The sequence below is a fragment of the Ketobacter sp. MCCC 1A13808 genome (genome assembly GCF_009746715.1).
Taxonomy (GTDB): domain Bacteria; phylum Pseudomonadota; class Gammaproteobacteria; order Pseudomonadales; family Ketobacteraceae; genus Ketobacter.
Map to the genome: position 1 here is coordinate 1 of NZ_VRKW01000001.1, position 22,398 is coordinate 22,398.

At 49.5% G+C, this 22,398-nt stretch carries 21 protein-coding genes; 5 read left to right on the forward strand and 16 right to left on the reverse strand.

Annotated elements, in window-relative coordinates; translation table 11 throughout:
• The first annotated feature begins 447 nt into the window (after positions 1-447).
• Entirely contained in the window at positions 448-1,344 is an 897-nt protein-coding gene (locus tag FT643_RS00005; RefSeq protein WP_156868647.1) for an alpha/beta hydrolase, read from the forward strand.
• A 75-nt stretch (positions 1,345-1,419) separates the two neighbouring features.
• On the opposite strand, the gene FT643_RS00010 is transcribed toward FT643_RS00005, so the two are convergent.
• The 15 genes from FT643_RS00010 to FT643_RS00080 all read right to left on the reverse strand — a co-directional run bounded on the left by FT643_RS00010 (position 1,420) and on the right by FT643_RS00080 (position 16,323).
• Positions 1,420-2,619: an MORN repeat-containing protein gene (locus FT643_RS00010; RefSeq protein WP_156868648.1), complete on the reverse strand. Its 1,200-nt coding sequence runs from the start codon at positions 2,617-2,619 to the stop codon at positions 1,420-1,422.
• 157 nt (positions 2,620-2,776) lie between these two features.
• Entirely contained in the window at positions 2,777-4,066 is a 1,290-nt protein-coding gene (locus tag FT643_RS00015) for an ABC1 kinase family protein (RefSeq protein WP_156868649.1), read from the reverse strand.
• Between the two features lie 48 nt (positions 4,067-4,114).
• The gene (locus FT643_RS00020; protein ID WP_156868650.1) at positions 4,115-4,483 is read right to left on the reverse strand and encodes a PilZ domain-containing protein; all 369 of its coding nucleotides are present in this window, start codon (positions 4,481-4,483) and stop codon (positions 4,115-4,117) included.
• Between the two features lie 85 nt (positions 4,484-4,568).
• Positions 4,569-5,291, reverse strand: a complete 723-nt coding sequence (locus FT643_RS00025) for a general secretion pathway protein GspB (protein WP_156868651.1) — start codon at positions 5,289-5,291, stop codon at positions 4,569-4,571.
• On the reverse strand, positions 5,291-7,048 hold the full coding sequence (locus FT643_RS00030) for an ExeA family protein (protein ID WP_156868652.1): 1,758 nt from the start codon (positions 7,046-7,048) through the stop codon (positions 5,291-5,293). The genes FT643_RS00025 and FT643_RS00030 overlap by 1 nt, the downstream gene beginning before the upstream one ends.
• Positions 7,049-7,561 carry a type II secretion system protein GspM gene (gene gspM / locus FT643_RS00035; RefSeq protein ID WP_156868653.1) on the reverse strand — a complete coding sequence of 171 codons (513 nt, stop codon included), beginning with the start codon at positions 7,559-7,561 and terminating at the stop codon, positions 7,049-7,051.
• Positions 7,558-8,916, reverse strand: a complete 1,359-nt coding sequence (gene gspL / locus FT643_RS00040; RefSeq protein ID WP_156868654.1) for a type II secretion system protein GspL — start codon at positions 8,914-8,916, stop codon at positions 7,558-7,560. Before gspL ends, gspM begins: the two co-directional genes overlap by 4 nt.
• A 29-nt stretch (positions 8,917-8,945) precedes the next feature.
• On the reverse strand, positions 8,946-10,100 hold the full coding sequence (gene gspK / locus FT643_RS00045) for a type II secretion system minor pseudopilin GspK (RefSeq protein ID WP_198043212.1): 1,155 nt from the start codon (positions 10,098-10,100) through the stop codon (positions 8,946-8,948).
• The gene (gene gspJ / locus FT643_RS00050) at positions 10,090-10,821 is read right to left on the reverse strand and encodes a type II secretion system minor pseudopilin GspJ (protein ID WP_156868656.1); all 732 of its coding nucleotides are present in this window, start codon (positions 10,819-10,821) and stop codon (positions 10,090-10,092) included. The genes gspK and gspJ overlap by 11 nt, the downstream gene beginning before the upstream one ends.
• Positions 10,818-11,201 (reverse strand): type II secretion system minor pseudopilin GspI, encoded by a 384-nt coding sequence (gene gspI / locus FT643_RS00055; RefSeq protein ID WP_156868657.1) that lies wholly within the window; start codon positions 11,199-11,201, stop codon positions 10,818-10,820. Before gspI ends, gspJ begins: the two co-directional genes overlap by 4 nt.
• Positions 11,179-11,892, reverse strand: a complete 714-nt coding sequence (locus FT643_RS00060) for a prepilin-type N-terminal cleavage/methylation domain-containing protein (RefSeq protein WP_156868658.1) — start codon at positions 11,890-11,892, stop codon at positions 11,179-11,181. The genes gspI and FT643_RS00060 overlap by 23 nt, the downstream gene beginning before the upstream one ends.
• Before the next feature lie 4 nt (positions 11,893-11,896).
• On the reverse strand, positions 11,897-12,337 hold the full coding sequence (gene gspG / locus FT643_RS00065) for a type II secretion system major pseudopilin GspG (RefSeq protein ID WP_156868659.1): 441 nt from the start codon (positions 12,335-12,337) through the stop codon (positions 11,897-11,899).
• A gap of 87 nt (positions 12,338-12,424) precedes the next feature.
• On the reverse strand, positions 12,425-13,645 hold the full coding sequence (gene gspF, locus FT643_RS00070) for a type II secretion system inner membrane protein GspF (RefSeq protein WP_317621895.1): 1,221 nt from the start codon (positions 13,643-13,645) through the stop codon (positions 12,425-12,427).
• A 4-nt stretch (positions 13,646-13,649) separates the two neighbouring features.
• The gene (gene gspE, locus FT643_RS00075) at positions 13,650-15,167 is read right to left on the reverse strand and encodes a type II secretion system ATPase GspE (protein ID WP_305047290.1); all 1,518 of its coding nucleotides are present in this window, start codon (positions 15,165-15,167) and stop codon (positions 13,650-13,652) included.
• A 202-nt stretch (positions 15,168-15,369) separates the two neighbouring features.
• Positions 15,370-16,323: a hypothetical protein gene (locus tag FT643_RS00080; RefSeq protein WP_156868660.1), complete on the reverse strand. Its 954-nt coding sequence runs from the start codon at positions 16,321-16,323 to the stop codon at positions 15,370-15,372.
• A gap of 148 nt (positions 16,324-16,471) precedes the next feature.
• Here FT643_RS00080 and galE point away from each other — a divergent pair, with 148 nt between their 5' ends.
• Genes galE through pgi form a run of 3 tightly spaced genes read left to right on the forward strand, consistent with a single transcriptional unit; the run spans position 16,472 to position 19,802 of the window.
• Complete coding sequence (gene galE / locus FT643_RS00085; RefSeq protein ID WP_156868661.1) at positions 16,472-17,467, forward strand: UDP-glucose 4-epimerase GalE; 996 nt, start codon at positions 16,472-16,474, stop codon at positions 17,465-17,467.
• The gene (locus tag FT643_RS00090) at positions 17,457-18,143 is read left to right on the forward strand and encodes a 4'-phosphopantetheinyl transferase family protein (RefSeq protein WP_156868662.1); all 687 of its coding nucleotides are present in this window, start codon (positions 17,457-17,459) and stop codon (positions 18,141-18,143) included. Before galE ends, FT643_RS00090 begins: the two co-directional genes overlap by 11 nt.
• A 33-nt stretch (positions 18,144-18,176) precedes the next feature.
• Positions 18,177-19,802: a glucose-6-phosphate isomerase gene (gene pgi, locus FT643_RS00095; RefSeq protein ID WP_156868663.1), complete on the forward strand. Its 1,626-nt coding sequence runs from the start codon at positions 18,177-18,179 to the stop codon at positions 19,800-19,802.
• 58 nt (positions 19,803-19,860) lie between these two features.
• Here the strand turns inward: pgi and galU are convergent, their stop codons facing one another.
• On the reverse strand, positions 19,861-20,691 hold the full coding sequence (gene galU / locus FT643_RS00100; RefSeq protein WP_156868664.1) for a UTP--glucose-1-phosphate uridylyltransferase GalU: 831 nt from the start codon (positions 20,689-20,691) through the stop codon (positions 19,861-19,863).
• A gap of 236 nt (positions 20,692-20,927) precedes the next feature.
• On the opposite strand from galU, the gene zwf reads away from it, so the two are divergent.
• Positions 20,928-22,397 carry a glucose-6-phosphate dehydrogenase gene (gene zwf / locus FT643_RS00105; protein ID WP_317621896.1) on the forward strand — a complete coding sequence of 490 codons (1,470 nt, stop codon included), beginning with the start codon at positions 20,928-20,930 and terminating at the stop codon, positions 22,395-22,397.
• Position 22,398 lies beyond the last annotated feature (1 nt).

Here is a 22,398-nt window from a genome sequence, read left to right on the forward strand (position 1 = left end):
TCACGGGCGTAATGACTGCCCTGGTTCTGCCTTTTGTGGTGCTTTTTTTCACCTGATAAATCGATCTTCACCAGCCCGCCCCCCCGGTATCATCAATAACCCGTACCCGGTGTATATAGGCCAATTACGCGGGTTTCCATTACTCAGCAATCTCAAAAGCAGCCGAATTCAGACCAAGGCGCCCAGTCTTACGGCCACATCGTGTATACGTGTTTGAGCGTTTCCTATTTGCCGTGCTATCCATAGACCCGATTCCCCCAGTACACCCAATTAAAAGCACTGCGGTTGGATCGCCGACAAGCTTGCCATAACCTCGATATATTTTAGGCCAGATATATATCAAGCCCGGTATTTCGAGCGTCGGACTGCGTTGCAACCTCCCCGGCAACGATGTTCGGCAAGCTGCAATCACTTAATAAAAATTATACTTTTGAAAAGGTAAAAATAATGAAACCAACCAATACACAAAATAGACTTACCGTCGGAGCGGCTCTGATTTCTGGGTTATTACTGTCCACAGCAGCCACCGCAATAGAAACCGGAGGCGGGAATGGCGGCAGCGGCTCAGGGCAAGGTTTTGCAGCGCTATATGATCGCGCTTCAGGTGAAGGCCGGTGTAGCGTGGACGTCGTTCGCGGCTCCGACTCAACCTATTACATCCCCAGCGATTCAAGCAACCGTACAGCACAGTTCAATGTTTTGGTGTGGGGAAACGGTACCGGAGGTAATGCAACGACTTATCGCTCCATGCTTGAGTCAGTTGCCTCTCATTGCATCATCGTTGCTGCAGCTAACACCGATAACTCTGGCACCGGCCGCGAAATGAAAGACGCGCTGGACAGTGCACGTAGCCGTTATAGCAGCATCATTGCTGCGGACGCCAGGGTATGCACAGCCGGACATTCACAAGGAGGCGGTGGTTCTTTCAACGCGGCAAACCGTATTGATGCCGACTGCGTGATACCCGTGCAACCGGATACCCGGTGGACCACTCAAATCGACGACGACCTGGCTGATGATGTCGAGGTGATCACCATTTGGGGCAGTTCCGATACGCTGGCACCTGCAAGCGGCAACAGCCGTAACGTAGAAGGCGCTTCTTCCATTCTCACTCAGGTAGAAACGAATGGTGAAGGCCATTTTGCACCGACCAGCGGCACCGGTGGTATTGTCGGTATAATCTTCCGTATGGCCAATATCGCTCAGCTGAGTCCCGATGCAAGCCTGCGCACCGAGTTCCGTGGCGCATTCTTCGGACCGACCACGAGTAATACCGTGACTGAGAATAATCGCAATATTAGTAACGTAGAAAGAGACAATGGCGCGGTGTCAACAGCACCCTAAGCTGGAACAGCGTAGCGACATTCTAAAGGCTAGCGTGTCCGCCAGTGCTAAATCAGCCTGGCGGACGTTTCATTTCTATTCCTTATTACTCACCCATTCGCTTGCGGCTTTACTGCCATCCGAGTATGCCGACGTCGAGGCTGAGGCTTCAAAACGCCCGTCAAAAATACGGTAATGCTGCTCGTGCTCCCCTGGAGACTCTCCGGCTAACAACGGAATGTTAAATACCCCATCGATCTGATTGGCTTTGTCGGAAGTGATTTCCAGGCTCGCAACTATATCGTCCGCAAGTTCTATTGCATCGCCATTGAGTGAAGAAGCCAGAATATCGCCTTTTTGCAAATGATAAATCCCCGGGCCGGTATAGCGGTTCACCACAAGATATAGAAACTGGTCTTTATCTTCACTGCGAATTCTGAGTTGGGTCTCCAGCAAGGCTACCGTCTTTTCCCACCAGACATTGCGCGTCGTAATATAGTATCTGGCTTTGGTGTACTCGTCCTGCAAGTGGTAGGCTATTCCACCTTCAAACTCGTACACAGGTTGATTCTTTTCATAATAGGCTTTGGCCAACTCAAGTTTGCGAGAATCTTTAATCTGGCGACCCTTGTTGTATAAGCACACCCGCATTTTCCCGCCATCACGATTACATTCACCAACACCGTGCGGGACCCCCTTTGAAAAAGTGCCCCGGTAACTTTGTCCAGTTGAAGTCGTTTTAACCCCGTTGCCGTGAGGCTTATTGTTTTTGTAATCGCCAATGTATCGTTCACCATTGCGATACGACATCAACCCTTTACCTTCTTTCTTGTCAGCTACCCAATGTCCCTCGTATACAGAGCCGCTGCGGTAGCGAAGCACACCCTCTCCCTCCCGCTTTCCTTGTCGCCAACCACCCGCGTAGTGGTTCCCGTTTTGATAGAAAAGCTCTCCGTAGCCAGTGGCGAAACCGTTATCCCATTCACCTTTATAAAGATCGCCATTGGCAAATTGGTAGTCACCCATGCCGTGCAGTAAGCCATTGCGGAATTCACCATGATAGACGTCTCCGTTCATACGCTCATAGACACCCGTTCCATGGGGTTTGTTGTGAAGCCATTGCCCGACATAGCTGTCGCCATTCTTATATCGCCAACTTTCACCCGACAACATCAACTCGGGAATGGTTTCTTTGAACACGATTTCAGTTGCCTGCACAGAATCCGACGCGTGCGCAGGTAACGAATAACACAACAGGAAGAGAAAGAAGATTCTGGCAGCACCGCGTAAAAACACAAAAACACCCCGAGATAAAATAGTAGTTATTCAACTGTTCTAATTTTTATTGGTTTAACGGTAATCTTACTGATCTGACCGAGCATGCTCAATTCGAAATTGTAGACGCTGTGTAATCAAACTTATCCGGACAACCAACCTAAAAATCCGTTAACTATCAAGCAGCTATTAACGAAGGGTCGAATTCAAAACCCACATCGTGCTGATTCATAAAGCCACCAATGGTGATAATGACCCGCGCCATTGCAACAAAGGAGTCCGGGATATTCACCTTACTTTTGCGTAATTTATAAAGGGAGTCACTAAGCCGCTCACTCACGCTGAGGCCAGCCGGGTTGTCCCCAATAATGTGGTCTGTAATCTGCAACAATGTCGAGGGGTTTTCGCTGTGAAATCCGGCTTTGATAAAAAGCGCTCCCAGGTTGGCATCCTCTCCCACCGCAGTGCTCAGTAGTGCCATCAGCAAGTTGCTGTAATGCACCCGCTGCTCCGCAGTAAGCGTCGCGATTGCTCCATAATCCAATATAGCAATCTGTTCGTCCTCGGTTATCAGAAAATTACCGGGGTGCGGGTCTGCGTGATAAACCCCTAGTTGCGTAATCTGGTGAATATAGCTTGCCATCAAACGCTTTAATATCACTTTCCCGCGTATCGGGTTTCGCGCCAGGTAATCGCTCAAAGGTTGCCCATCTATCCAGCGGGTGACCAGTATTTTTTCTGAACTCAGCTCCTCTACCAGTTCCGGTATCAAAATACCCGGCAGGTGTTCGTGGCTTCGAAATTGCGACAGATTACGCGCTTCTGTGTGAAAATCGAGCTCTTCGAGGGTCATATTAATGAGCTGTGTCGTGACCTGGCGGATATCGATTTCACGAACCAGGGGGGCAATGGATCTAGCCAGAGAGGAAAAAACCAGCGAATCCTGATCGAAAAGCGCTTTGGCGGTTGGCAATTGAAATTTCACCGCAACTTTGCGTCCGTCTTTTAAGGTGGCGCGATGTACCTGAGCGACGGACGCGGTTGCAGTCGGCACGACATCGAAGGCTATAAACCGGGTATCCCAATCTACGCCCCAACTTTCGATAATCTGGCCGTGTATTTCTTCGAAGTTCGCAGGTACAGCGTCATTCTGCAGGCGCTGCAAAGCGACAATGTATTCGAACGGCAACAAGTCCGCACGACAACTCAAAAACTGAGCGAACTTAACCCAAATAGCACCGTTTTCAAGGCAGAGGGAACAAATAAGGTCTGCGCTGTCACGATGTGCGTGATGCAACATTGCTGCACTTTCATTTGCTGAAAGCACCCTGCTGCGGGTACGGTATTGACGATAAATTTTTTCAACCGCCAGAGCCGTCTTGGTGGCGCCCAGGTACCGATCTTTACCATGAATAATCAGCGCCTTGGCCAAACGAAAGTTCACTTGCAGGGAATCCAGTACGCTCATCTTCCACCTAAACAACAAACCATCTCGTTAAAAGGGCAATAGCGTGCACTACTCCTTAAATAAGCAATCCTCTACCAACCGGTCCACCGCATCCAGAAACTCATTGGTCGGATCGATTAACTCCAGACCGGTATCATAAAAATCGGAATTGGCATCGCTACGGCACCAGCGGGTTTCAGCATCGAACTCTACTTCTTTGCTGCCTTCAACTGTATCCGGCAGAACCATTCGCAAGCGAAAAAGCAACCCTGATTCCAGCTTCCTATCGGATACCACCATGATACCTTTGGTACTGATATCCACCAAATTACCTATTAACCCGCCGCTTTCCGCGTTGAATACCCGCAGGTAATAGATAAGATGCCTGCGCGGAACACTGCGTTGGTTGTCGTCTACTACTTCACTATTCGCTGCCATCTCGAGCACCTCTGGCCAGGTTATATCAGCCTATCTGCACCCTCTAAGGTTAGTCGACGAAGCTATTTTCGTCCGCTTTTACGCGTTATTGAGCCCAGCGACCCAAAACATCCACCTGGAACAATAGTCCCCCCTGACTCATCACCACACCGGATTCAGTGATCTCACGTACCACGATATCGTTGTTATAGCGCTGTCCTTCTTTTAGCCGTTTGCCATTAATTATGACCGAACGGTATTTGGATACACTCGAAAACATGTGAGATGAAAAGGTCATATCGGGGATATTTTGCCGATCAATTGACGACAACTCTTCTATTTGAGGCACGTATGCCATCTGTGGCACAGAACCCGTTTCCACCGTATCTTCTGATTCCCCGGTGGCCGACTGTGCCGGCCTTATTGTTTCGAACTGCGGTTCATTTTGCTGCTGTGCAGGGCTCACCGGCTGCCCCACCGATGCCTCTGTGGCAGAGCTGTCCTCAGCCACCACCGAAGGCGGTATTGCTGGAGCGGGTATAGAAGCAGGTTCAGCGGGTTGCTGCTGCACCGGTTCAGGTACGCTGTCCGAAGCCGGGCGTTCGGCCACTGCCGTAGGCTGTTCGGCAGAATCCGGCATCAATCTATTCCAGAACACCGCGACCAGCGTTAAATTTATCAATACCACAGCAATAGCGATGACCGCCCATATATTCAGTCGTTTTCCGGATTCGGAGCTAACCGGAGATGGATTACTGTGGAAATCCGGAACTTTTCCGCGCTGACGATCCTGCTCGGACTTTCTTAAGGCATCCAGAATGTAGGACATCAGCTCCCCCTTTGTGAATCCAGCAATTGCGGAACAGAATCATCCACCCGCCGGGTGAGCTGGATCAGGGTGCCGGAGCCCACCACACCATCATCAGACTCCCCTACATGGCGCTGAAAGGACTTCACGCGTTCTACCAAAGCATCATCGTAACTTGATCGCCCCATCATGGGCTCAGGCTTGTTTTCCCATAGATCGAGCTGATACGACAACCACTTGCTTAAGGGTGCAATCGTACCCGGACTCATGGGGCCAAAATAATCTTCCGGTTTTCTCCATAACAAGGAGAAATGCCCGCGCCAGAATGCGTCCAGTTGAGCCAGACTCACTCTCCTGACTTCACCTGCCACGTATATATCCGCATATTGATCACCCAAATGTCTCATCACAACGTAACGTTCGTCGCCTTTATCGTTGTAAAGGCGCAGGATAACCGGTAACCCATAGTGCTTAATGGACCCCAGGCTACCCAGTTTGCTCAGGCAGGAAAGCCCGCTGGCTTCGGCGAAACTGCAGGCTGAGCCGTCTTTTTTTGGATCGTAATTCCTATTCCAACTGGAAAACAAATCCGTGTAGGCGTCGGCTTCCTCCCAATGGGAAGTCTTTGCGTAAACGTCCGCCATTTCCAACGCATCAACCGGTTTTTCTTCGCCGCTGGCGGCTTTGTCCCGCAGAGCCTGCTCAACCGGGCTCAGAATGGCGGTTGGCGGTGGCGCTTCCTCCTGTTCGAAGGCCAGCCCGGTTTTGTTCTGCTCCGGCGACTCAATCAGGTCCTGGCCCTGCTCGGTGATTCCAGAGTTAGCCGGCGACACCTTGTCCAATTGATGATTGCCGTCGCTGATAAACCAGAAGGACATTGCGAACATCAGCAAGCCACCCGCCATACCCCCGGCTACCGCAGGCAGCCATTTATATTTAAGCTTCGGGACGGGTGAATACACCTCGTAACCCAATACTTCCTTCGCAGCGTTGTTAATGATAGCGGGTTCTATAACACGGGATTCCTTGGCATAGGCACCCAACATTGCGCGATCACAGATCAGATTAATAATACGTGGAATGCCTTTGGAGATCTGATAGATGCGCTTGATTACCGGGGGAGGAAAAATGGCTCTGGGGTCGATAGAGCCGGCCACACTCAAGCGGTGATATATATACGGCGCCACCTCTTCTTCTTTCAGCGCACTGAGATGGAAACGGGCGGTCACTCTTTGCGATAACTGCCTCAGCTCCGTTCGCCTGAACATATCCTGTAATTCGGGCTGCCCCAGCAAGATGATCTGCAACAATTTTTTTTCGTGGGTTTCAAGGTTGGTCAGCAGGCGGATCTGCTCCAACACCGCAGGGCTCAGGTTTTGTGCCTCATCAATTATCAGCACCGTGTGCCGGCCTTCCCCATGCTGTCTTAACAGAAACGTATTAATACAATCCACGTAATCTTTTATGGTGATGCTATCACCAATATAGGGAACGGAAAGCTCATCACAGATGGTGGCTAACAACTCCTCTACATCGACTTTCGGGTTCAATACAAAGGCAACGTCTGTATCGGCCGGTACCTGTTCCAGAAAACACCGACAGACGGTGGTTTTTCCGGTGCCGACTTCTCCCGTGAGCAGCACAAAACCGCCATCACGTCCCACCCCATAAACTAAATGAGCCAGCGCTTCATTATGCTGCTGACTCATATAAAGGTAATGGGGGTTCGGCGCGATAGAGAAAGGCGTTTCGCTTAAATTGAAAAAGCGTTCATACATCTACTTGTTCAATACCAGCTTCGCGTTGATTAAACCCTGCTCCCGCTCGGCATCGACCGAGATATTAACAATTCGGACACCGTAGCGGTTCTCTAGCTGATGCAGCCAACGCGCGGTCTTATCGAAGGACACGTTTTCGAGCCAAACCCGCAATTTGTCATCGGATTCAGGCTCAAAACGTTTCACCGTCACCCCCATGCTTGGCGCAGTGGAAGTAACGATGGATTGCAGGGGTTGATCCGTGCCCACGGTACTGCTTCCACCCCTGGCGGCCAAGCGGGCGGCCGGTTCATTTTGCTGCATCCACTGCATTAAATTTTGCTGGGCTGCCAGCTTCATCTCAGCTTCTGATAGCGAATTTTTTGCAGGCACTATAAGCACTAGGCAAACCAGCACCAGCACCAGCAGCACAACAATACCGTTGACTACCCAACGTTCCATTTCTTCTAAACTGTCGTATCGCCGCCGAATCGGATCAATATAATTCTGAACCGTTTGCAATGCATCGTTCATGATCGTTCATTCCTGATTTTCAGACGGGCTTTTACGCCCTCTTTATCCTGAGTTGCAGACGCGGTTTCAACTGCCAGGGACGCCTGCTGCAGGCGGGTTTTAAATTGCTCAAGTTGAGTAAAATCCTCCACTACCAGGTCCAGTCTCAAATCACCCTGCCCTTCATCGTAAGCGACACGCTTTGGTTTTAATGTCGCTTTACTGCGATTGGTGGTGTGAATCTGCTCGCCCGCAAGGGCTAACAATGTCATAAATGAATCGCCATTAGAACCATTCTGGAATGTTTTAATATGCTGTTCCATCTGACGTCGAACATTAACTACACGCTTGTCACGAGGGAATAATCGCTTATAAAGCGTCTTGGTTTCAGCGTCGAGCCTGGCAACCTCTTTATTCACCTGCCAGCTTTGGGTGTACAAAAACGCAGTGTACATCACGACAAACACCCCCACTAACGCGGCAATCGGTTGCCACTTAAAAGAGGTCGGCCGGCGGCGTCCGGAACTGGCAAAGCGGCCTTGTAATAAGTCATACGCGGGCTTTTTAGCACCCAAGGTTTGGTGTAGATGATCGCAAATCACCATGAAATCGCCGGAATTTACTTCCTCATACTGCACTTCAACTTCTTCACCCACAACGTGCGCCGCAATTTGGGTTTTAATCCAGTTTTTGACGTTCTCATTCAGGTTCTGCATACAAAACAAAATGCGCAGAATCTCGGGCTTGTTCCCCCAATTCTCGATGATAGAACCCAACACGACCGGTGCCGCATCCATTTCAATGGTCAGCCCGGCATGACTACCTCGCTTTATCATCAGATGGCGGCCTTCAAACAGCACCGTCCACTCGCCCTCCCGGTGAGGTAAACACAGCATATCCGGAAGCACTGAATCCAGCGGTAGATCAAACTGCTCAAACAATTGCCGCAGACACTCCAGCAAAGAGACAGGTACTGCCACTACCGGTAGCATACCCTCCGCATCACGCGGCCCTGTTACCAGGTGGCTCTCGCTGACATCGTGTGCCAACTGATCTTCAATCATGTAAGGAAGCGCTTGCGCGATCTGGCGCATTTGCCTGGACGGAATGTTCACCTCGGTTGTGATGACATTCGCCCCAGAAATAATCAGATCTATGCCGTATTGGTAGGAATGAGGCCACTCAGAATGTAGGTGCGTGACGAAATCGGCAAACGGGAGCACCTGCGGTTCAGATACACTGGCGTCCAGATCTGCGCTGGTCCACTCCACAAACAGATCAACCGGGACCTCCATCGGCTCGCCGGGCAAAATCTCTTTGAGAAAGGTAACCCACTGACTTTCGTTAACTAATCGAACAAATACTTTACTTGTCACAGGACATTCCTATGGTTCTTTTATTCTCATTATACCCGTTTTAACGGGTCTTCAAGTTTTCTAAATATGGTTTTGATGACTATTTCTTCTTTTTTCTGGCCATCTTCCAGTTTCAGCGTTGGCCGGTAAAGGACTGAACGCATTAACACCGGCTTCGCGTTAATGACCGCTTCAGCCTCCAACAGGTAATATTCGCTAAACACGGAATAGTTACCCTGCAGGTTATTCGCGGTCGGAGCCCGCGTGTCATTGCCACCGGTAACCTCGGTAATCGAGCCCTCTTCGTCCGGCTGTTCCGTCTCAACCTGCGTCGCCTGACTGCTATTACCGACCCCGGCCCTGGTTAAAACATCCATTATATCCTGCTCGTTACTGAAACCGGGTTTACCGTCTATTTTGTTCTTTAACTCCCGTTCTTTAATAAACTGCACAGAAGTAAGCGCCACATTTTCTGTCTGGAATATAGCATCCAGCAATTTGGGTTCCGCTGTATTCAGATTTATAGGTGTGTCCGGCGGCAGAAAACAGACTACATCAGCCAGTTTTGACACATCTTCAGGGGTAAACCCTTCTATTAAGACTAGCTCACTCAGATCATACATGATCTGGTTACCTGCGCGGTACGGCGGGTCCTGAGTCAGGTAATCCAAATCTTCCTTGCCGTCAAAGCCAGTCGGTTCCTGGTCACCATCCATCCAGTCCAACATTCTATCGATTAAAATCTGAGCAGTAACGGTGCTTTCAGGGTCTCCTGGGATTTTCTCGTTAATAAAAATGGTTCTCAGTATTGCTTTTTGCTTGTTCGCAGTCTGGGCGTCAGTGGAGACGATGGAATTTATATTAAAGCGTGACTGCAAATCCACCAACTTCCCTTTGATCATACCCCCTGCAACCGGGAATGGATTCGACTCTTTGGCCCAATTTTCGGCAAGTGTGTCCTTTAGAACAGGTGCGCCACCCTGCACCACTTTACGATCCTCTTTAAGATCTTCAACCAATGTCAGGTTAGCAATGGCTTCTGCACCCAACAAATACTGGAAAGCCTGATCACGTGACAACAGCGCAGCTGTACGATTTATATCCATTTTCTGCCGATAACTGATGTCGGTCACAATAAGTGCCGCCAATGCGACCATCATAACCACCGTGATCAATACGGTCCCGCTTTGTTTATTAGGAGCCACAACCACCCCCCAACGGTTCTTCGCCCTCCGCAATGGGATAGAAGACATCGACCAGGCAGTTGGCAATAAGAAATTTTCGCGAAATATCACCAAAATCTGGGGTACTTAATTTAATTTCAAGGACTCTTGGCAGTAACAGGAACTCTCTTTCCGGTATGTTGGTACGTGGCTCTCCGCTGCCGCCGGTTACATAGGTTTCCGGCGGCCATAATTCCACCGTCTTCCACGCTTTTTGCTTATCCTGGTAGGTGAAAACGAACGACGCAGTGTCCACATCTTCCAGCAATTCCGTTCTAACTGGCTGAGTATCCTCAGCTCGGTCTAGCACACGCCAGGTAGCCCGCATGAGCTTGTTCTCTTCCAAGTAATAGGAGACTCTCTGCAGCTCAGACCGCTTGTTTTTGGAAAACGGCGAACGATTCCACCCGGCGCGGGTGAACTCGATCTCAGCACCATTTTCTGAGCGCATAGAGTAAAGGGGGACTTCGGTTCCGAACTCATCGGTGATCGGACGCGGCAATATCTGTTGTACATCCCTTGAAATTATATTGAAGGCGAGCTGATATTCTTTCAGCCGTTTTGAGCTTCTGTCGGTAATGTCTTTACCTTTCTGAAAGCTATCGAAAGTGATCATGATACTGGCCGTCATCACCGCAAAAATTGCCATGGCAATCATCAATTCGATCAGCGTCATGCCCGCTTCCGGCTTATTTAATATCATTTTGCTTCCGAAAATAACGCGGTCAGGGTGGCATAATAGTTAGCATCACCCTCTTTCTCCATACCGACACTGACTTCACCGATGCGTATCGCCATTTTAGTCTGGGCTTTCTGTATTTTGGTATTAACCACCCACTCCTGACCGGCATATTCTATTTTATCTGTGCGGTCTGCGATCGCCGGATAATCACCCGCGGCAGCCAGTTCGACCATTTTGTTGCTGGCAATCCAATGGGCAATCGTTTTATCTTTCAGGTAATTAGCATTCTTAACATTGTTTTGCATTGCAGCACTGAGCGAAGCCACTGCTACTGCAAAAATGGCAAGAGCAACCAGCACTTCAATTAACGTGAACCCGCTAGAGTTCTTCATCTTCTTCATCGCCGATCCAGATTTTCCCTGCCTCGTTACCCGATATTTTCACTATAATATCGCTATCGTCCGCCAGAAATATCTCCATCGTAAACGGAGAAATTTCACCACTGGAAAGAATGAAGATCGAAGGCTTCAGTTCTTCCTCGTCGTCTTCCAGGATTTTACTCGCCAGCTTTGCTTCCTGACGTTTCTTCTCGGCTTCCATACCTCCGGTCAGATCGATTTGTTCATGATCGACTTCGAGCAGAATTTCATAATCTTCATCTAATTCCCTGCTCCGAAAGGTATGCTCGCCATCAATGAGGCTCCAGCTGGGCATCGGCAAATCGTCAATTGAGGCGGACACGGCCGTAAGAGAGGAAATGGTTTCTTTTGAAGTAGAAAGATCGTTGGTGTCTTCATTTTCGGTCATCGTTCCGGCAATGTCATCTGTAACCGGCTCCTGTATTCCCCAGCGTGCAAACTGGTAGCCATGCTCACCGACAATGACACCTATTTCCTGTTGACTGAAAAGCGCATCTTCCTGCGCCATCTCAAGTAGCGTTTTAAATCGCAACGCTTCCCGATTTAGATCTTTTTGCGGATCAATCGTAATCACGTTAATGGCAATCAAGCCGGTCATAATCCCGATGATGGTGATCACCACCATGATCTCGATCAAGGTGAAACCCTGGTGGTGACCGATTTGCCTGCGCATAGAGTTAAATATCTTTTTCGAAGATGTCCGCGCCAGAGCCCTCTCCGCCCTCTACACCGTCGGCACCCAACGAGTACAAATCGAATGGACCTTCACTGCCGGGACTGATGTATACAAATGGGGATTGCCAAGGATCCAAAGGTACTTTTTTGATATAACCACCGTCGGGCCAATTACGCGCACTATCGGGCTTCTCGACCAGTGCCTCAAGTCCCTCATCCGTCGTCGGATACCGGAAATTATCTAGCTTATAAAGATCAAGTGCCTTGGATAAAGTAGACATATTACTTTTTGCCGCTGTGATATTGGCTTTGTCCGTCTGGCCGCCCACACTTACCACTACCAACGTGGCAAGAACACCCAGTATCGCAACCACGATCATTACTTCGATCAAAGTAAAACCCTGTTGAGAGGATGTACGCAACGTTCTGTTTAGTTGTTTCATAATTCAGTTCTAACCCTATTCCATTAAATTGATTATTTCTGTGTATCCGATCCGACTGTAAATTTAATCCATTAAATTAAATGAATTTTATCCAACCAATGAATTCATGCTCAAAATAGGCATCATTATTGAAAGCACGATAATCATGACCACTCCCCCCATAACGACCAACATCAAAGGCTCGAACAGTGCAACAATGGTATCGATCAAATCTTCCAGTTCACGCTCCTGGTTAGTCGCTGCCCGAGCCAGCATGGATTCCAACTCCCCGCTGTTTTCGCCACTGGCAATCATCTGCATCATCATGGGTGGAAAATACCCGGATCCGTCCAACGCAGCGAACAACGTACTACCCTCTTTGAGCTTGTCTGCTCCCAGCACGACAGATTCACGGATACACACGTTACCCGCGACCTGTCCGGATATTTTCATGGCTTCCACCAGTGGGACACCACTGCGCGACAATATACTGAGCGTGCTGGCGACACGGGACGCATCAAGTCCCCGGTTGATCTTTCCCAACAGAGGCATTCTTAGCATCCAGGCATGAAAACGGTATTTAAACGCCTCGTTTTTCAGCGCACGCTTGAAGCCATAGAAAGCGCCCGTAGCCATGATTGCCATTAGCCACCACCAATTTTGCAATAGTTCACTGCTGGCAATTAGGACTTTGGTTAATGTAGGAAGTTCCTGGCCGGAATCAGCGAAAACCGAAACGATTTTGGGGACCACAAAGGTGAGCATACCGGCAACTATCAGAAACGCAAAAGCCGTTAATACCAGCGGGTATATCATTGCCCCCTGCACCTTCTTCTTCGTGCGATAGCGCGCTTCCGTATATTCTGCTAATTGCTCCAACACCAAATCCAAGTGACCCGAATGCTCCCCTGCATCAACAGTAGCGCGATAAAGCTCGGGAAAGGATTGCGGGAACTCAGACAGGCTCGAAGCCAGCGTATGGCCTTCCACCACTTTTGAACGAATAGCGGACATCACGCTGGTAATTTTGGCTTTTTCCTGCTGCTTCGCAACCGCTTTCAGGGCCTCTTCCAAAGGCAATCCGGCCTGTAACAACGTCGCCAGTTGGCGGGTAACCACAGCCAGATCCCCCGCACTGATCGAAGCACGGGAAAAGCTGACTTTACCGTTATCGTCTTTATCCTGCTTTTGACTGGTGGTATCCACAGAGAGCGGCACCAGACCTTTTTCTTTTAACTGCTGCCTTACCTGGCGCGCACTGTCCCCTTCGAGAACCCCTTTTTTCTGTTTGCCCCGGGCGTCTAAAACTACGTATTCGAATGCCGGCACCGGGTTAGCCCTCCCTGGTCACACGCAGCACTTCGTCAATCGTGGTCGACCCTTCCAGAATTTTACGCAGCCCATCAGCGCGAATGTCGGTCCCGGATTTTCGTGCGGTCGCTGTCATTTGCTGTTCGCTCGCATTGTTGTGGATTTGGGTTCTGAGCTCCTCGTCTATAATAATCAGCTCGTAAATACCCGTCCGGCCAACATAACCGTTTTGGTTACAGTGATCGCACCCGGTAGCGCGAAAAATTCGGGGCGGATTGTTCTTATCCAACCCGAACAACTCGCACTCGCCCTCATCTGCCGTATAGGCTTCCTTGCATTCCGGACACAGTACCCTAACCAGACGCTGAGCCAGCACCCCCAGCAGGGCCGACGATATCAGGAAGGGCTCAATGCCCATGTCCTGTAGACGCGTCACCGCACCGATAGCCGTGTTCGTGTGCAGAGTGGATAACACCAGGTGACCGGTCAAACTGGCCTGGACCGCAATCTCCGCGGTCACCAAATCCCGGATTTCCCCGACCATCACCACATCCGGATCTTGACGCAACATCGCCCGCAATCCCCGCGCGAACGTCATTTCAACCTTGGTATTGACCTGGGTCTGACCGATGCCTTCCAACTGATATTCAATCGGGTCCTCAACTGTGAGTATGTTGCGCGAGCTGTCGTTGAGCTGCGTTAGCCCGGCATACAGCGTGGTGGTCTTACCGGAACCGGTGGGGCCGGTCACCAGAATTATGCCGTGGGGCTTGGTGATGATGGAAGTCATGCGCTTGAGGTCGTCACCCGCCATACCGAGGTGCGTCAGATCAAGACGGCCAGCCTGCTTATCCAGCAAGCGAAGCACAACCCGCTCACCGGCATTACTCGGCATAGTGGAAACCCGGACATCTATTTCACGGCCACCCACTCTGAGTGAAATACGACCATCCTGGGGTACCCTTTTCTCGGCAATGTCCAATTTTGCCATTACCTTTATACGGGATACCAGCAAAGGGGCTAACTGCCGTTTGGGTTGTACGATTTCGCGTAGAACGCCGTCCACCCGGAAACGCACAACCAGCCGCTTTTCGAAGGTTTCGATATGGATATCAGAGGCATTCACTTTGACTGCTTCGGTCAATAGTGCGTTGATCAAACGAATAATAGGAGCATCGTCTTCCTGCTCCATTAGATCTTCCGTTTCCGGGAGGGAATCCGCCAGGCTGGCGAGATCCATTTCGTCACCCAGCCCCTCTACCATTTGCATGGCTTCACTCGAGTTGTTCTCGTAGGCTTTTGACAGGCGACGCTCGAACTCAGCATCGTTCACTTCATTGAACTGGATCGGCATACCCAGGAAGCGTCGGATCTCAACAATGGTGGTTGGTGTTATACCGGCTTTAAAGGCGACCATCGCATCCACTTCACCAATCTGCTCGATTACGACCCCATAACGTTTAGCAAACGTAAAGGGTAATCGTCTGCGGCTGATGGCCTCACCGGCCTGCTCATCTGTCATAGGAAGTGGTTCTGCCATGATATTCTTCTCCTGAAAGCCAAAGGCACTCTCACTACAATCACTTTAATAGAGCGCCAAGTTCCATCAAATTGAGGAAATTGAGAGCCTAAGCGCCTACCCTGAATTCTTACCCGGGAAATAATTGCTTTAATTGTTATCGTTTAGCGGATTATGATGCCTTCACACCAAAAATATATCAATCCGCAGTAAATATCTCTTTTTACAAAGATTTTGTGCTTTCTAACCGAAGCGGTTCAACACCAAATAAGCGCTGGTCAGACTCCGCTACCCTACTCTTTGCACGCTTCAATTTCACCTCAATTTCCTGCGCCGGACACGAATCCGGTAGCTTCGCGGCCAATTGCGGTCGGTTTTTCGCCCGACTTCGCGTGTAATTTTGCTCAACGATACCAGAACACTCAAGTAAATCGCGATATTCCTGATACTCCAGACGATACCGCTGATAGAGCGATTCTAATTCGATGAGATCATGAATACACCGACTGTCCTCACAGATTAATACCTGTGCAGCCGCGTCACGTAACAGTCCTGCATGGACATAATCTGGGATATTGACTACAAGGTAACCTTTCCCTCCGCTATTCGCCGCATAACACCGCTCAGCAACCTCTCGCTCCATCGCATAAAATTTAACCGAACCAATCTCCCCGGTCTCCTCCCAGGAGGCTTGCAAGGAGAATCTCTCCAATGCTACCACCCGGGCGAGTGCCCACCGGTTATTAGCCCCTTCGAAGCTGTTAGGACATTTTACCCCGCCGAAATGTTCCTGAAGGTCGCCCTGTGCGTGACTCAGGTCCGGAAATAAGTGATTAAAGGCTTCAAAATTAGGCGCGACCGATTGGGCAAGCTGCAAACGCTTGCGGCGCTGACTCAGGTAGGGGCTTTGACCCACGTCGCCTTTGACACGCTGTGACCCTTCCTGTTCGGCGCCCAGAATGGCCTGATCGGTGAACATAGCTGCTTTGCATTCAGCTATACGGGATTGCAAATCAATTTGCTGCTGCTTGCATTCGTCGGCCAGGGACTGACTAAGCTGACACGCCTTCACCCGGCTAGCGGCATCAGCAACCCGCGCCAGGCAAACGTCCACCGGATGCGATAAAAGCAAGGGACTGAATATCAGCAGACCAAATGCACTAAAAATTCTTAACATATCAACCGCTAAACGCATCTATTGTTATGGGTGGAAGCACTGTTAACTATAGTCGGCTCGCGGGTTGATTGCTAAAGCCGTAATGTTAATCGTGATATAATGGCTAAATTGTTATTTTAAAATGATATTTTAATCGGGAGTGATGTTAATGACCCAAGGTACAATTCTGGTAACCGGTGGCGCAGGTTATATTGGTAGTCATGTCGTGAGGCAGCTCGGTGAGCAAGGCGAATCTGTCGTCGTACTTGACAACCTTTCAACGGGATTTGCAAATGCCGTTTTGAACGGCAAATTAATCGAGGGCGATACCGGCGATGCCCGACTGGTGAGCCAGATCCTGCAAGAGCATGACATTAGCACCGTACTCCACTTTGCTGCCCACACCATCGTGCCCGAGTCCGTAGCAGACCCTCTTAAGTACTACCGTAATAACACAGCCAACACCCGCAACTTGCTTGAATGCTGTCAACAGCATGGTGTAAAACATTTTGTTTTCTCCTCCACTGCGGCTGTATACGGTGAGCCGAAAGAAGCCATCATTTCCGAAAATACCCCAACCCAACCTATTAACCCCTACGGCATGTCAAAGCTGATGAGCGAAGTCATGCTCAGGGATCTGTGTGTGGCCGATGCCGGAATGGAGCATGTCGTACTCCGTTATTTCAATGTCGCAGGCTGCGATCCAAAAGGACGGATTGGCCAAAGCACGAAAAAAGCCACCCTGCTGACCAAAGTGGCTGTTGAAGCCGCTGTCGGCAAGCGCCCCCATGTTTCAATTTTCGGCACAGACTATGACACTGCGGACGGCACCGGGGTACGTGACTACATCCACGTGGAAGATCTGGCATCCGCTCATTTGAAAGCGCTTGATTACTTGCGCAAAGGTGGCAAATCAGTGACCTTGAATGCCGGATACGGGCACGGATACAGCGTGCGAGAAGTACTGGACATGGTGGGCAAAGTAGACGGGAAACCGCTGACAATCAAGGAAGAAGGTCGTCGCGCCGGTGATCCTCCGACCCTGATCGCTGGGGCCGACAAAATCCGCAGCACACTGGATTGGCAACCTCAGTTCGACGACCTCGAAGCCATCGTACAATCCTCGCTGAATTGGGAAAAAAAACTGCTTAACAATGCCGAATAACGATCTGCTGGAACGCATAATACCCCGCGATGTATTCTGGAAAATTGCCGAGCCCTGGATGTGGCAAACTCCGCTGAATACAGAGGAAGAGGCGTTAATTGAAAAAGCCGTCGACAAACGAAAAAGCGAGTTCCGCGCAGGCAGGCACTGCGCGCATGCGCTCTTTAATGCCCAGGGCATTGCCTGCAACGCACTATTAAAGGGCGTGCAGAGAGAGCCTGCCTGGCCGCAAGGCTGGGTCGGCAGTATCAGTCATACTAAGGGGCTTTGCGTCGTCGCCATTGCGCCAAAAAGCCGCTATCAGAGTATCGGCCTGGACGTTGAGCAAGCCACTCCTCTTTCAGCGGACGTGCTGGATTTAATTTGCAATCCACAAGAACAGGATCGGCTTAACGCGATTAAGTTCAGGCATGGCAACGAATTTGCTTCTGCCCCACTGGATAAAGTGATCTTCAGTGCCAAAGAGTCAATACACAAAACCTACTTTCCATTGAATCACCATACTTTGGATTTTCTGGACGCACAGATTGCGCTGGAAGCATCCAACGGCACCTTTGAAGCTATAATAGTGAATCCGGAACCCCGGCCCAGGACCTGCATCGATAGGCTTAGCGGACGGTTTAGTATAAATCGCGACTTTGTCGCCTCTTGTATTGTCCTGGAACAACAGGGATAGAAAAAATTAAGTCGGAATAAAAGGAATCGTTACGTGAGTAATACTGCGTTTATCAAACCTGCGCTAGCCGAACATAAAGCTCGCTTGTTAGAGGAAGGCTTACAAACACTTTTTGCAAAAGATACAAACCGCTTCGAACAGTTCAGCGCGCAATGCAACGGGCTCTTGCTTGATTACTCAAAAAACCTGATTGATGAAGACAGCTTTGCACAGTTGCTTGACCTTGCAGAGAAAGCCGATTTGCGCAAAAAAGTGGAAGCCATGTTCAAAGGGGAACCCATCAACAACACCGAAAAACGTCAAGTGTTGCATACTGCATTGCGGGCAAACCCAAACGACATAAGCAATGCTATAGCGGAAGATATTACGACCGCGAAAAACCGTATATACGAATTATCGGACAAGCTCTCCAGCGGTAAATTAAAAGGCCACACCGGCAAGCAAATCGATACTGTCGTCAATATTGGCGTGGGGGGTTCAGATCTGGGCCCTTACATGGCGGTTGAAGCGCTTACTGCATACCACGCCCAGGACACTCGATTTGTTTTTGTTTCAAATATCGATCCGGTACATATAAGCCGTACACTCAAGTCCTGTGACCCGGAAACCACCCTTTTTATAATTTGCTCCAAGACATTCACCACATTGGAAACACTGGCCAACGCCAATGCAGCACGGGACTGGTTTCTGACTCACCAACCCGATGAAGCGGCGATTGGTGCGCACTTTCTTGCTGTGTCCACCAACCTGGAAGCAGCTGCAAAATTCGGGATCCCGGAGCAAAACCTTTATCCTATGTGGGACTGGGTTGGCGGACGCTATTCATTATGGTCCGCCATTGGCATCACTATCGCGCTGGCGATTGGCAAACAACAATTTGAAAGTTTTCTGAGCGGTGCCCGGGAAATGGATCAACATTTCAGGCAGGCCGATTTCAAAGCTAATCTTCCCGTCATAATGGCGTTACTGGGTATATGGTATAGCGATTATTTCGGGGCCCAAACTCAAGCATTGATTTGTTATGACCAAAACCTCTCTCAATTTCCCGCCTATTTGCAACAACTGGATATGGAGAGTAACGGAAAATCCGTGAAGAAGAACGGCCAAGCAGTAGATTACGCTACCGGTGCCATTTTATGGGGGGGCGTTGGCACCAACACCCAACACTCATTTCATCAATTGATCCACCAGGGAACCCATCTAATTCCAGTGGATTTTATTGTAGGCACACGGTCAACTGACCCTATCTCCGATCAGCAAGCCGCTTTGTTCTCTAACTGTCTGGCTCAAAGCCAGGCAATGATGCAGGGACGAAGTAAGTCAAGCTTGATTGAAGAACTGAACGATCAGGGAGTTGAAGGTGTAGACGCGACTTTTTTAGCTGATCACCGCTACGTAGAAGGAAATAAGCCAAGCAACACTCTGGTTTATGAAAAATTAACACCTTATGTGCTTGGACAATTAATCGCGCTTTATGAACACAAAATATTTGCTCAATCGGTGCTGTGGGATATCAATGCGTTTGATCAATGGGGAGTAGAACTGGGCAAGCAGCTAAGTAAACAAATAACCTCAGTGCTTCACGATCCGGGCAAAGCCGATCAACAGGATTCCTCGACCCGGGGACTGATCGAGTTTTTTAGCCGACATCAAAAGTAAGCGTTAAAGCGTACATTCAATGTCGGGCTAAACACCTGCTACAGCCTATCAGAACGGCTTACTTACCGTTCTGATAGAAATGCTCGTACATGTAATTAGTAGCTTCGACGAAACCGTCTACGCTACCACAATCGAAACGGTTACCGCGGTATTTATAGGCCATTACTGCGCCTTCTTTAGCCTGAGTCAGCAACGCATCCGTTATCTGTACTTCGCCGTTAGCACCGGGCGGGGTTCGTTCTATAATTTCAAAAATATCCGGGGTTAAAATATAACGACCGATAATGGCAAGATTGGTGGGCGCATCCGCCGCATCCGGCTTTTCGACCATATCCGTTACGCGATATAAACCTTCTTTGATATTTTCGCCGGCAATCACACCGTACTTGTGAATCTCTTCCATAGGCACTTCTTCAATGGCAATGATACTACAACGGAACTGCTTGTAGAGTTTTACCATTTGCGCCATAACACCTTCTTCTTGCTCCACACAAAGGTCATCAGCAAGAATAACACCGAACGCCTCCTCGCCAACCATGCGGCGCGCCGTCAGGATCGCGTGGCCCAAACCCTTCATTTCGTTTTGGCGGGTATAGGCAAACGTGCAGGAGTCTATGACTTTGCGGATGGAATCCAGATAAGCTTCTTTACCCGTACCCTTGATTTGATGTTCGAGTTCGTAGCTAATATCGAAGTGATCTGCTATCGCTCGCTTGCCACGTCCTGTTACAAAACCGATATCCACGAGACCTGCATTCATGGCCTCTTCAACACCGTATTGAACCAAAGGCTTGTTAACGATCGGCAACATCTCTTTTGGCTGTGATTTTGTAGCGGGAAGGAAACGTGTTCCATAACCGGCCACAGGGAATATACATTTACTAATCATGACCCAACCTTGTGCAAATTTATCGTAATAACCAAAGCGAATTGGCCTTTCAACGACCTTAAATGGAGCCTGAATTCTACCCATAACCAAGGGGTAAAATCCAGTATAGCTACTAAGTATTCAAAAACTTGCAACATCTTACATTAAGGGGTATTGATAGATCACAGACTGTTTCGAATTGAAATCGTACACCTTTACAATTGTGTACCCATCATCATTGGCGTAGGAGGCAGGAAGTGAAAGAGTCGAACAAAGTACTTTTCGACCTGGTGTTGTTCGGCGGAACGGGCGATCTGTCCATGCGCAAGCTGCTACCAGCACTGTATCAGTTATACCGCTCTGCCCCTTTCAAGTCAGGCACCAAAATCATCGCTGTCGGTCGTACCAGCATGAGTAAAGACGCCTTCCTGGCTAAAGTTGAGGAAAAGCTAAAACAACATCTCCCGCCGGATAGCTGGGACCTGGTTTCCTGGCAACAATTTGCCAAGCATCTCACGTTTATCTCTATTGTCGCGGACAAAACCGAATCGTATCGCGAGCTCGCCCCCCTCCTCAGCGAGGATGACCGGCCCCGGGTTTTTTACTTCTCAACTCACTCATCGCTCTACTCATCAATCGCGACCAGCCTGGGAGCCCAGGACCTGATCACCGAGAACTCCAGAGTAGTGCTGGAAAAACCGATCGGACGCGACCTGAAAACCGCGCAATCCATTTCTGATCAGATGTCGAATTATTTTACGGAGACCCAGATATACCGGATCGACCACTACCTGGGTAAAGAGACGGTGCAAAACTTACTGGTTCTCCGCTTTGCTAACCCGTTATTTGAGTCGTTGTGGAATTATAACTATATCGACCATTTCCAGATCACGGTATCGGAATCCATCGGTGTGGAAGGGCGCGGTGAATTCTACGAAGAGACCGGAGCTCTAAGGGATATTGTACAAAATCACCTGTTGCAAATGCTGTGCATTCTGGCAATGGAACCACCACCCAATATGGAAGCTGACCGCATCCGCGATGAAAAGCTCAAAGTACTTTATGCATTAGAGCATCTGGACACCGACGCCATTAATAAAAATGTCGTTCGCGGCCAGTATTCCGAAGGATTGGTTAACGGAGAAGCCTGTGGTAGTTATCACAACGAAGAAGGCGTATCTGACCAGAGCAATATTGAAACCTTCGTCGCAATGAAAGTTCAGATTAATAATATGCGCTGGTCCGGCGTTCCGTTTTACATGAGAACCGGTAAACGGCTACCGAAACGCAGTTGCGAAATAGTGGTTCAGTTTAAAGAAGTTCCCCATTGGATTTTTGACACTCCCCGCGGCCAACTGATGAGCAACCAGCTGGTAATCACACTACAACCGGATGAATCCATTACCCTGCGGGTTTGCGGAAAGCGTCTTGGGCCAGGCATGGATGTGCGCACTATTGATCTCAATCTGAATCCGGAGTCCCGTGGCAATAAACGCTCCGCAGATGCCTATGAACGGCTATTACTGGATGTAATCAAGGGTGACCAAACACTGTTCTTGCGGCAGGACGAACTAGAACAGGCATGGCAGTGGATCGACCCCGTACTGCTCGACTGGGAGTCAAGCTCAAGTCCTCCAGAGCCCTATATTGCGGGTAGCTGGGGACCTGCCGGTTCGACTTTATTGCTGGCAAAAGACGGCAGACTTTGGTTTGAAGGAATCAAGTAAC

Bases quoted from the DNA above. Each gene is read 5' to 3' on its own strand.
- gspJ (WP_156868656.1), bottom strand. From the start codon at position 10,821: ATGATATTAAATAAGCCGGAAGCGGGCATGACGCTGATCGAATTGATG.
- gspG (WP_156868659.1), bottom strand. From the start codon at position 12,337: ATGAAACAACTAAACAGAACGTTGCGTACATCCTCTCAACAGGGTTTT.
- gspE (WP_305047290.1), bottom strand. From the start codon at position 15,167: ATGGCAGAACCACTTCCTATGACAGATGAGCAGGCCGGTGAGGCCATC.
- FT643_RS00060 (WP_156868658.1), bottom strand. From the start codon at position 11,892: ATGCGCAGGCAAATCGGTCACCACCAGGGTTTCACCTTGATCGAGATC.
- FT643_RS00080 (WP_156868660.1), bottom strand. From the start codon at position 16,323: ATGTTAAGAATTTTTAGTGCATTTGGTCTGCTGATATTCAGTCCCTTG.
- FT643_RS00030 (WP_156868652.1), bottom strand. From the start codon at position 7,048: ATGTATGAACGCTTTTTCAATTTAAGCGAAACGCCTTTCTCTATCGCG.
- FT643_RS00005 (WP_156868647.1), top strand. From the start codon at position 448: ATGAAACCAACCAATACACAAAATAGACTTACCGTCGGAGCGGCTCTG.
- galU (WP_156868664.1), bottom strand. From the start codon at position 20,691: ATGATTAGTAAATGTATATTCCCTGTGGCCGGTTATGGAACACGTTTC.
- FT643_RS00020 (WP_156868650.1), bottom strand. From the start codon at position 4,483: ATGGCAGCGAATAGTGAAGTAGTAGACGACAACCAACGCAGTGTTCCG.
- FT643_RS00025 (WP_156868651.1), bottom strand. From the start codon at position 5,291: ATGTCCTACATTCTGGATGCCTTAAGAAAGTCCGAGCAGGATCGTCAG.
- gspI (WP_156868657.1), bottom strand. From the start codon at position 11,201: ATGAAGAAGATGAAGAACTCTAGCGGGTTCACGTTAATTGAAGTGCTG.
- galE (WP_156868661.1), top strand. From the start codon at position 16,472: ATGACCCAAGGTACAATTCTGGTAACCGGTGGCGCAGGTTATATTGGT.
- gspM (WP_156868653.1), bottom strand. From the start codon at position 7,561: ATGAACGATGCATTGCAAACGGTTCAGAATTATATTGATCCGATTCGG.
- FT643_RS00015 (WP_156868649.1), bottom strand. From the start codon at position 4,066: ATGAGCGTACTGGATTCCCTGCAAGTGAACTTTCGTTTGGCCAAGGCG.
- FT643_RS00090 (WP_156868662.1), top strand. From the start codon at position 17,457: ATGCCGAATAACGATCTGCTGGAACGCATAATACCCCGCGATGTATTC.